The sequence below is a fragment of the Mycobacterium sp. TH-M82 genome, assembly GCF_057473605.1.
In genome coordinates, this window is the sequence record NZ_JBYCKY010000636.1 from 1 (window position 1) to 2,679 (window position 2,679).

A 2,679-nucleotide genomic window follows, 5' to 3' on the forward strand; every position below is an offset into this window, starting at 1 on the left:
GCAGAACCTCGAACGAGGCGGAGCCTTCGCGGAGGTACGGCGCGATCGCCGCTTCGTCGGAATCTTTGAGAATCAGGCTGACCCTTTTACTCATGGCACATACAATACACCGGATATCAGTGCATTAACACGCGCATTTAGAGATGCATATAGTGGCGCATAGTCGACCTGCAGAAGGGCTCGTTCGCGGTGTTACAACTAGTGCTCCGAGTACATAGAATAGCCTGGTAATTGCATGGTAGTTGATACCATATGCGTGTGAAGTTGTCGGAGTACGCGGCCCGGAATGGGATCCAATACCGTGCTGCCTGGAACCGGTACAAGGCGGGGAAGATCGAGGGCGCGCACCTGGACGACTCAGGGCATGTGGTGGTGCCCGACCCGCGGCACGCCCTGATCGGTAGAGCCGCGGTGTATGCCCGCGTGTCCACTCACAAGCAGCGTGACGATCTGGATCGTCAGGCGCAGCGGATGACCCGGTTCGCGAACGCGGCGGGGTTGTCGGTGGTGGCTGTTATCAAGGAAGTCGCTTCCGGGGTGAACGACGCCCGCCCGAAGCTGACGGCCTTGTTGAAGGAGGACTCGTGGGGCACGTTGGTGGTCGAGCACAAGGATCGGCTCTCGCGCGTTGGGTTCGGCTGGTTCGATGTTCTGCTGGGGTTACAAGGGCGGAGGGTCGTGGTGGCCGACGCCGCGACCGAGGACAAGTCCGATCTGCTCGACGATTTCGTGTCGATCATCTACAGCTTCGCTGCTCGCCTGTACGGGCTGCGGTCGGCGCGGCGCAGGACCGATGACGTGATCGCGGCGCTGGATATCGACCCGAAACTCGCGGCGGGACGGGCGTGATCAGATGATCGCTGCGCATCGCCACACCGTGGTCGCCAACCCGGGGAAGGTGGCGGCGCTGCGCGCGTTGTTTCCGCAGTTCCGTTCGGCGATGGGGCATTTGGCGGCGCGATCGCGCCGCGAACTGCTGGCGGGTCAGCAGCTTGTGGGGTGGCGGTCGATGCCCAACGAGCAGCTCTGGTTTGATACGCGGTTGTCGGCGCGGCAGTTGAAGTCCGCCCAGAACATGGTCCACGCCAACGTGTCGGGGTGGCTGGTGCGGCTGCAAGATCGGGTTCGAGAACTGGTCACCGGATCCACCATGCCCGACCATGACAACACGGTGCTGTACCGGATCAACGCCCGCAAAGCCTGGTGGGTGCCGGCCCTGGAATTGCCGTGGCGCATCGACGGGGATCGTCTGGTTCCCGTCGAACACAGCAGCCTCGCCATGACACCAGAGGTGGTATGGCGCGCGGTGGACCCGCGGCTGTTGACGTTGGCGCGCCGGCTGGCCAAACACGCCCAGCAGCAGATCCGGTTCCCGAACCTGTCGCGGGTGAACACCTTGACCCTGGACGGGATCGTGGCCAATGCCGCGGCGGCGCGCACGGCCACCCAACATGGACATGTGGACTATTGGGTGAAGGTCGCGACTGTGGTCCGCGGCAAACCCGTGCAGGTGCCGCTGATCTGCAACCCTCGGTTCACCCGTGAAATCGAGGGGGTACGCGGCCGGGGTGGGAAGCTGTGTTCGGCGATCCAGCTCCACCGCACCACCGGCGGTGTCGAGGTGTCGCTGATCACCGATCAGCCCGACACCGCGCCACGGACATCTGGGTCGGTGGTCGGAATCGATTTCGGGTTCTCTTCGGCACTGTTCGCCACCAGTGAGGGCCAACTGCTGGGCCGGGCGATGCTGGCCCGGCTGCGCGAGCTCGACGTGGTGACCGAACCGCTTGCCGCTGATCTGCAACGCCGCGGTGTCGCACTCAAGGCCGATCCGACCTACCGCAAACTGCAGCAGCGGATCGGTGATTTCGTGGCCAACGAGATCGGCCGGTTGCTTAACCGGCTGGCCGCCGATGATGTTCGTGAGTTGGTGGTCGAGCGGCTGGACTTCCGCGGTGGCGGGCTGTCGCGGCGGATGAATCGGCTGTGCACCCGCACCGGCCGGTGCGTCCTGAAGGCCCGGCTGCAACGACTGACCGAACGCCACGGCATCACCGTCACAGCGGTACCCGCACCGTATTCCAGCCAGCAATGCTCAGGCTGCGGCTACGTGCACAAGACCAACCGCAACAGCCAGGCACGGTTCGTGTGCGGGTTTTGCGGCAAAAAGCTTCACGCGGACGTGAACGCGTCCAGGACCGTGGCGTCGAGACGTTCTCGACCACTACCGCACGGCACTGGTCCACGCTCGCGGGAGAACACCCGCCGACTACTCGACAGCGACCACCGCCACCGGTGGAACCTGCCGACACCAGGCGCGGTCCACGGCATAACAGGTGCCCGTGGACGCAACCCCACAAAGGCTGCGTGACCTAAAACCATGAACTGCCATGGAATTAGGAACTGTCCAGCATCCCTTGGCTCGAAGCTTCGATCACAGCGACGGGTCGATCGGATTGTCGATGTCGCGCCGGAGCGTATCTGGGCTTACCTACGGAAGATTCTTGCGGCGCCGAAGGAGTTCGGCCGGGCCGGCGCTGGGTCGGGGCAGGGGGCGGAGCTCAGCCACCGGCGCACCGTCGCGAGTGACGACGATGCGTTCGCCGTGCTCGACGCGGCGCAGGACTGCCCCTCCGTTGTTCCGGAGATCGCGCACCATCACCGTGTCCATGCAATAAA

Annotated in this window: 3 protein-coding genes; 2 read left to right on the top strand and 1 reads right to left on the bottom strand. The window is 64.1% G+C overall.

Going from position 1 to position 2,679, the window contains the following annotated elements; translation table 11 throughout:
- Positions 1-252 precede the first annotated feature (252 nt).
- The gene (locus tag AC2VON_RS18690) at positions 253-849 is read left to right on the top strand and encodes an IS607 family transposase (protein ID WP_486954297.1); all 597 of its coding nucleotides are present in this window, start codon (positions 253-255) and stop codon (positions 847-849) included.
- A 4-nt stretch (positions 850-853) separates the two neighbouring features.
- Complete coding sequence (locus tag AC2VON_RS18695; RefSeq protein ID WP_486954298.1) at positions 854-2,371, top strand: zinc ribbon domain-containing protein; 1,518 nt, start codon at positions 854-856, stop codon at positions 2,369-2,371.
- A gap of 120 nt (positions 2,372-2,491) precedes the next feature.
- On the opposite strand, the gene AC2VON_RS18700 is transcribed toward AC2VON_RS18695, so the two are convergent.
- Positions 2,492-2,679, bottom strand: a 188-nt coding sequence (locus AC2VON_RS18700) for a type II toxin-antitoxin system Phd/YefM family antitoxin (RefSeq protein ID WP_486954299.1), incomplete at its 5' end; no start/stop codon positions are given.

Excerpts from the sequence above, each read along its gene's own strand:
- AC2VON_RS18695 (WP_486954298.1), top strand. The coding sequence starts at position 854 with ATGATCGCTGCGCATCGCCACACCGTGGTCGCCAACCCGGGGAAGGTG.
- AC2VON_RS18690 (WP_486954297.1), top strand. The coding sequence starts at position 253 with ATGCGTGTGAAGTTGTCGGAGTACGCGGCCCGGAATGGGATCCAATAC.